This window comes from Waterburya sp., from assembly GCF_058530065.1.
In genome coordinates, this window is sequence record NZ_JBZNBU010000143.1 from 1 (window position 1) to 6322 (window position 6322).

Annotated in this window: 8 protein-coding genes; 5 read left to right on the plus strand and 3 right to left on the minus strand. The window is 38.2% G+C overall.

Going from position 1 to position 6322, the window contains the following annotated elements:
• Positions 1-551, plus strand: a 551-nt coding sequence (locus AC33VI_RS09335) for a DALR domain-containing protein (RefSeq protein WP_491781994.1), incomplete at its 5' end; no start/stop codon positions are given.
• Positions 552-617: 66 nt separating this feature from the next.
• The gene (locus AC33VI_RS09340; RefSeq protein WP_491781995.1) at positions 618-908 is read left to right on the plus strand and encodes an acylphosphatase; all 291 of its coding nucleotides are present in this window, start codon (positions 618-620) and stop codon (positions 906-908) included.
• Here the strand turns inward: AC33VI_RS09340 and AC33VI_RS09345 are convergent.
• On the minus strand, positions 899-1027 hold the full coding sequence (locus tag AC33VI_RS09345) for a hypothetical protein (protein ID WP_491781996.1): 129 nt from the start codon (positions 1025-1027) through the stop codon (positions 899-901). The genes AC33VI_RS09340 and AC33VI_RS09345 overlap by 10 nt on opposite strands.
• A gap of 70 nt (positions 1028-1097) precedes the next feature.
• On the opposite strand from AC33VI_RS09345, the gene AC33VI_RS09350 reads away from it, so the two are divergent.
• Positions 1098-2060, plus strand: coding sequence for a serine hydrolase (locus AC33VI_RS09350; protein WP_491781997.1), 963 nt, complete (start codon positions 1098-1100; stop codon positions 2058-2060).
• 225 nt (positions 2061-2285) lie between these two features.
• Positions 2286-3305 (plus strand): response regulator, encoded by a 1020-nt coding sequence (locus tag AC33VI_RS09355; protein WP_491781998.1) that lies wholly within the window; start codon positions 2286-2288, stop codon positions 3303-3305.
• A 12-nt stretch (positions 3306-3317) separates the two neighbouring features.
• Here AC33VI_RS09355 and AC33VI_RS09360 read toward each other — a convergent pair whose 3' ends face one another.
• On the minus strand, positions 3318-4136 hold the full coding sequence (locus tag AC33VI_RS09360; RefSeq protein ID WP_491781999.1) for a prepilin peptidase: 819 nt from the start codon (positions 4134-4136) through the stop codon (positions 3318-3320).
• A gap of 73 nt (positions 4137-4209) precedes the next feature.
• Positions 4210-4476: a hypothetical protein gene (locus AC33VI_RS09365; protein WP_491782000.1), complete on the minus strand. Its 267-nt coding sequence runs from the start codon at positions 4474-4476 to the stop codon at positions 4210-4212.
• Positions 4477-4734: 258 nt separating this feature from the next.
• Here AC33VI_RS09365 and AC33VI_RS09370 point away from each other — a divergent pair, with 258 nt between their 5' ends.
• The gene (locus tag AC33VI_RS09370) at positions 4735-6099 is read left to right on the plus strand and encodes a GTP-binding protein (protein WP_491782001.1); all 1365 of its coding nucleotides are present in this window, start codon (positions 4735-4737) and stop codon (positions 6097-6099) included.
• Positions 6100-6322 lie beyond the last annotated feature (223 nt).

Here is a 6322-nt window from a genome sequence, read left to right on the forward strand (position 1 = left end):
TGTTTATTCTTCAAGCTCAATATCGCAAGCCTGTAGACTTTACTGATGAAGCTTTAACTGGTGCGACTAATGCCTGGTCAACTCTGAAAGAAGGTTTATTATTTGGCGATCGCTATGGAGAAAAACTAGGTTTTGCTACCTCTGGCGATCTGGATGAAGAAACTATTGCCAGATTTAAAGATGCGGTAGATGATGACTTTAACTTTGCTGGTGGTTTAGCAATCTTGTTTGAAATTGCTAAGAATTTAGAAAAAGAAGGTAATTTAATCATCCACGAAGGAGAAAACAAAACTCCTAGGGCAGAATTAGCCCGACAGTGGCGAACTTTGGTTCATCTTGCCGATATCTTGGGTTTCGTAGCTGAACTAGAAAAAGACGATAATTCAGATAGTTTAAGCGATGCAGATATTGATGTTTTAGTACAACAACGTATTGAGGCTCGTAAAAACAAAAACTACGCAGAAGGCGATCGCATTCGCGATGAATTACAGGCACAGGGTATTACTCTCATCGATAAACCAGGTGGCGTCACTATCTGGAATCGCAGTTAACTCTCAACAACAGGGGGAATAATTATTGCTCCTTTTTTAGAGGGAAATCAATTTGCCAAAACAACTATGAAAAAAATAATGGCGATCGTATCGGGAAAAGTTCAAGGTGTTGGCTTTAGAATGTATACTCAGAGCAAAGCTGAAGAACTAGGGGTAGTAGGATTCGTACAAAACTTAATTGATGGTACGGTAAAAATTGTGGCTGCGGGAGAAAACGATAAAGTAGACGCTTTAATTGATTGGGCTAAATCTGGTTCGCCACCAGCAGAAGTTAATAATTTAGAAACACAAACAATGGAATATCAAGCAGGAGAATTCGATCGCTTTGAAATTCGTCGTTTTCGCCCTCAGCGATAAAAGATTGCATAAATTACTGGATCGGTTTCTTCATAACCTTTAATGCTGGTCATCGCGGGTTTGTATAAAAGATACTGTCGAAAAGCGATCGCATTATTCAAATTGTGAGAAGATGGCATCAGCACAAATTTCCACACCCCACACCCCACACCCCACGGGAATTATCCAATCAAATTTGCACCACTAGTTATGGCTTTTTTTCAGCAAGACGAACAACTAACTTCCGCAGCTCAAGAAATTTTATCAGCCACCAAAGAAAGATTTCCCAGTCTCACCAGAGACAAAATAGCTCTAACTTGGATTGTTTACGAAGAGCCAGTCATAGTTAATACTGGTGGTGCGCTATCGGCTACGGAATTTTGGCAATATCCAGTTAAAGGCTTTAGCTATCGGGGAATGGAAAGAATTTATCCTGCTAGTGTCGTCAAGCTATTTTATTTGGTGGCAATCAATGAATGGTTGCAAAGCAAGATGGTAGCAGATTCTCTAGAACTAGATCGAGCTATTCGAGATGCGATCGTCGAATCTAGTAATGATGCCACTAGCTTATTGGTAGATGTTTTAACTGGCACTACCAGTGGTCCTGAATTACCACCACAACCTTTTGAAACTTGGAAAAAACAGCGTAACATCATCAATCGCTATTATCAGTCTTTAAAGTGGGAAGAATTTGAAAGTATTAATGTCAATCAAAAGACATGGAGTAATGGCGCGTATGGCAGAGAAAGAGCTTTCTTAGGGGAATTGATGGAAAACCGCAATATGCTAACTACCGATGCAGTGGCTAGATTGCTTCATAGCATTATTGGTGGCGTTGCCGTATCTTCAGAGCGATCGCAAAAAATGATGCAATTGCTCAATCGCAGTCTTAATCCCGCAGATTTTGTTGATTGTGATGGAGAAAACCAAATTACGGGATTTCTTGGGGAAAGCTTGCCCAGCAACGCTAAAATCTGGTCGAAAGCTGGTTGGATGAGTCGGGTGCGCCACGATGCAGCCTATATTGAAATTCCTGGTTTGCCCCCTTATCTTTTGGTGGTATTTACAGAAGGAAAAGAAAACGCTCAAAATAAATCTATACTGCCGTTTATTTCTCAATCTATTGTCGAAGTTCTAGTTAAGATTACCTCTAGTTCATCAAAATCTATCTAACCTAAGTTCGGGATAAAAGAATTGCTCGAAAAGAATAGTCTTTAGTCTTCAGTCTTTTATTAATAACTAATAACTAATAACTAATAACTAACAACTAATAACTAAAATAGCCTCTTATATTTGCAAACTAGTTAACCACAATACCGCTTTTCTGAGAAAATACTTATTAAAATTATTATAATTTTTTGATTAAATCATCATTAATCCATTCAATTTAAGCTTAAAATGATTCGTATTTTAATAGTAGACGACCAAAATCTAGTTCAACAAGGAATTAAATCTTTGTTAGAACGAGATCGAGAATTTAAAATTATTGGTACGCTTAAAGACGGTAGAGAAACAATTAAACAGATTACTCAACTAAATCCTGATGTTGTGTTGTTGGATATTGAAATGCCTGGAATGGATGGTATTACAACGACTAAATATATTAGTCGTGTCTCTCCCAAGACAAAAGTTATTATTCTTAGCAGCCACGAAGATAAAAAATATATTACTCAAGCTTTAATCGCTGGAGCAAAAGGTTATCTACTAAAAAATAGTTTGATGACAGATTTAAAACAAGCAATTGTGGCAGCGAATAATGGTTATTCTCAAATAGATTCAAGGTTGCTGGCTAAGGTTTTTAATCGCCAAAATATTAAAGTCAAACCCGATCCAGCCAATGAGGAAAATGAGCTAGTTAAGCAAGCAGATTTAGAGAATACAGCTTCGAGCGACTTAAAAATAGATCGAACAACAGAAGAATTATCATCTTTAGTAGCCGAAAATAAGCCAAATTCTTGGACAAAAGAATCAGATGTTGGCTCTGAAATGACAAAAGAAAAAAAATCTTCTCAAACCACATCAGATATCGTCAAGATAGAAGGAGAGTCGCAACCAGCTTTTCCCCATAAATCCGAGCGAGATCGCCAAAAAATGCCTACTATTCCCAGACCAACTAATTTAACTACTGCCATAGAAAAAACCTCGATCGAAAAATATAAACCTACTATTGACAAGATTAAATCTGAACCAGAAAAATCGGCAAGAACTAAATATTTAGATAAAATTTTTTATAAACCACAGTTTCTTTCTGCTAAACCTAAAGTTAGACCGTCTCAAAATCAACTAACTCAGTGGATAGCTAAATGCCAATCTTGGGTTAAAAGGCAAAGCTCAGAACAAAATTTATGGTGGATTTTAGGATTAATGATTTTGGGTGTAATTGTAGTAATTGTTTTAGACAGAATTATGACTGGGTAGTTCGATTTTCTGCTAACTAAAATTAAAAAAAGTGTTTACATAAGTATTAACGATCGCATCGCCAAAAAATAAACTCAATGCACCTCCTAAAGCTAAGAAAGGGCCAAAAGGCATATGCTGTCTTTTACCCATCAATCCTAAAGCGATCGCAGTACCACCGACAATTGCACCAATACCGCAGGCGATGAAACTGGAGACTAGAACGTATTTCCAACCGATCCAAGCTCCGATAGTTGCCATCAACTTACCATCGGCATCGCCCATTGCCTGTTGTCCTAAAATTATCGAACCCAATAAAGCAATTAGTTCTAATAACCAAATACCTAATACTGCACCACCAATACCAAACATCATTCCCTCGGCAATACCTTTTCCTTGGGCTAATTGCCACCCCCAAATAGCTTGAAAAGCTAACCCTAAAATCAATCCTGACTTGGTAAGTTGTGAAGGCAAAGTCATGGTGTCAAGATCGATTAAAGATAGAGATAGCAACCAAGAAAGAAAAGCACAGTAGCCGATAGTTTCCCAACTATAACCAAATCGCCAGAAAACCAACATAAAGATAATTCCTGTAGTGGCTTCTACAATCGGATAACGGCTAGAAATTTTAGTTTTGCACTCCTTGCAACGCCCTCTCAGCCACAACCAACCAAATACTGGCACATTTTCCGTCACGCCCAAAGAGTGCATACATTTAGGACAGCGGGAAGGAGGGTGAATTAAAGATATTCCTGCGGGGATACGATAAACAACTACATTTAAAAAACTACCAATACAAGCACCAAAAGTAAAAGTAAGAATAAATGCAATCGCTGTAACCAGCGTTTCCATAGTTTAAGGGTAAATAATAAAGAATAAAAACTGTAAATAGATAAATATTGGCAAGTAGTTAAAGATATCGAACTTAATAATTTTCCGCTTCAATTTGTTTGATGGGGATAAAACATTCTCTAGGTAATAATACTGGTTTACCTTTAAATGCTAGCTGTCCCCGATGGTTGTCTCGATTGATAATTACTCCTACCGCGTTAGCATCTGGGGGAAGATTTAAACTGTAGTAATTGCGGTAAATATTTCTGGCAGCTTTAATCAAAGTCGGATCGAAAAAAGTCATATTCGATTCCTTAACTTTAGCTCGCTCTGTACTTCTTGTCGAAGGTGTAAAACTCACTTTTTCATCCTCTAAAAAATACACCTCTAAATTTAACCTAATTTTTTGGAGAAGGAAGGGGCTAAATATAAATTTATATGACGAACAATGCTATTTATTAATTTATTTGGTTAATGAATAATAATTTTAGTTTTTAATGTCTTACCGATCTATATGATGGTTTATTAATAACCAATAACTACCAAACCCGATCAATTTTCTACCCATGCAAACTGAGGTTATCATAAGAAACTAACCAGTTATCGTGAAGGTGGAACTGTGGGCAAAAAAACATCTAAACAAGAAGCTCATTACAATCAAGCTCGTGCTAGTCTGCAACAGGCTATTTCTTGGTATTCTGGTTTTCGCCGTCACGGTAAAACTCCTCCCAGCGATCGCTTGCAAAAAAGCGTCAAACAAGATTTACAGTCTCTTCAAGGTGCATTAGACAAACTAGACCGTAAGGCTATTAGAATCAGTACCTTTGGTTTGGTTAGTTGTGGTAAATCTTCTTTAATCAATGCCTTGTTAGAAGAAGAAGTAGTAGCAACTGGCCCTTTACACGGAGTGACTCAATCATTGGCGATCTTGCAGTGGAATCCTTTTCCCGAAGAAGGACTGGCTGTAGAATTGATCGATACTCCTGGGCTAGATGAAGTGTCGGGGGAAGCTAGGGCAGTAATGGCGCGAGAAATAGCCCAAAAATCCGATTTGATTTTGTTTGTAGTGGCAGGAGATATTACCCGTACAGAATACGAAGCTTTATGTCAGTTACGAAATACCCAAAAGCCTTTAATTTTAGTATTCAATAAAATAGATCTATTTCCTAGTCGCGATCGCGCTCAAATTTATCGCCAGCTACAAAAGCTTAATGCAGAGGGTAGTGGTAGAAGTATGGAAGACTTAATTTCTACTCAAGAAATTGTCATGGTTGCAGCCAAACCCCAACCCATTCAGGTGAGGACTGAATCCGCAGATGGCACGGTAGAAACAACTTGGGAAACTTGCGAACCTCAAATCGAAGAGTTACATCAAGCCATCTGTGCAATTTTGCAAAAGGAAGGCAAATCATTACTAGCATTAAATGCTTTAGTCCAAGGAAGAGATGCCGAAGCGAACATTGCTCGCAAAACAGTAGAATTACGTCAGGTAGAAGCAGAACAGATTATTAATAAGTATGCTCGTTATAAGGCGATCGCCGTAGCTGCCAATCCAGTTATTTTTCTCGATTTATTAGGGGGGTTGGTTGCCGATTTAGCTTTGATTCGCGCTCTCTCCAAACTCTACGGACTGCCGATTACTACTTACGAAGCGGGAAATCTGCTCAAACGAATTATCGCTAGTTCTGGGGGGATTTTACTCGGAGAAATTGGTAGCAGTTTCTTTTTAGGAGTTGGTAAAGGAGGAGCAATTTTAAGCAGTGGTTTTGATAGTTCTGGAGCGATCGCTGCTTATGTAGGTACGGCTACAGCCCAAGGTGCGATCGCAGCCTACGGAACTTATGCGATCGGGCGGGTAGCGCAAATATATTTAGAAAAAGGCTGTACTTGGGGGGAAATGGGAGCTTCTACTCTAATTCAAGAAATTTTAGCTCAAGTAGAACCAGACACGATTATGTATCGCTTGCGTCAAAATAACTATTAAAAATTGCTCGTCAAATAAATATTTTAAGAAAAAGTTGAATTTCTAATGGGTGAGAAAGTGCAATCGCATTCTGAATCCCCGATAAGTAGTCGTGCAAAATTAATTGGATAGTTAAGATTGGGTCAGAGGTCAGAGGTCAGAGGTCAGAGGTCAGAAACATTAGAAATAGGGTGAGCGAAATTTACCGTGGCAAAAATTAATTTTCGTGTTGTTGAAGTAACAA

Excerpts from the sequence above, each read along its gene's own strand:
- AC33VI_RS09340 (WP_491781995.1), top strand. The coding sequence starts at position 618 with ATGAAAAAAATAATGGCGATCGTATCGGGAAAAGTTCAAGGTGTTGGC.
- AC33VI_RS09345 (WP_491781996.1), bottom strand. The coding sequence starts at position 1,027 with ATGCCATCTTCTCACAATTTGAATAATGCGATCGCTTTTCGACAGTAT.
- AC33VI_RS09350 (WP_491781997.1), top strand. The coding sequence starts at position 1,098 with ATGGCTTTTTTTCAGCAAGACGAACAACTAACTTCCGCAGCTCAAGAA.
- AC33VI_RS09355 (WP_491781998.1), top strand. The coding sequence starts at position 2,286 with ATGATTCGTATTTTAATAGTAGACGACCAAAATCTAGTTCAACAAGGA.
- AC33VI_RS09360 (WP_491781999.1), bottom strand. The coding sequence starts at position 4,136 with ATGGAAACGCTGGTTACAGCGATTGCATTTATTCTTACTTTTACTTTT.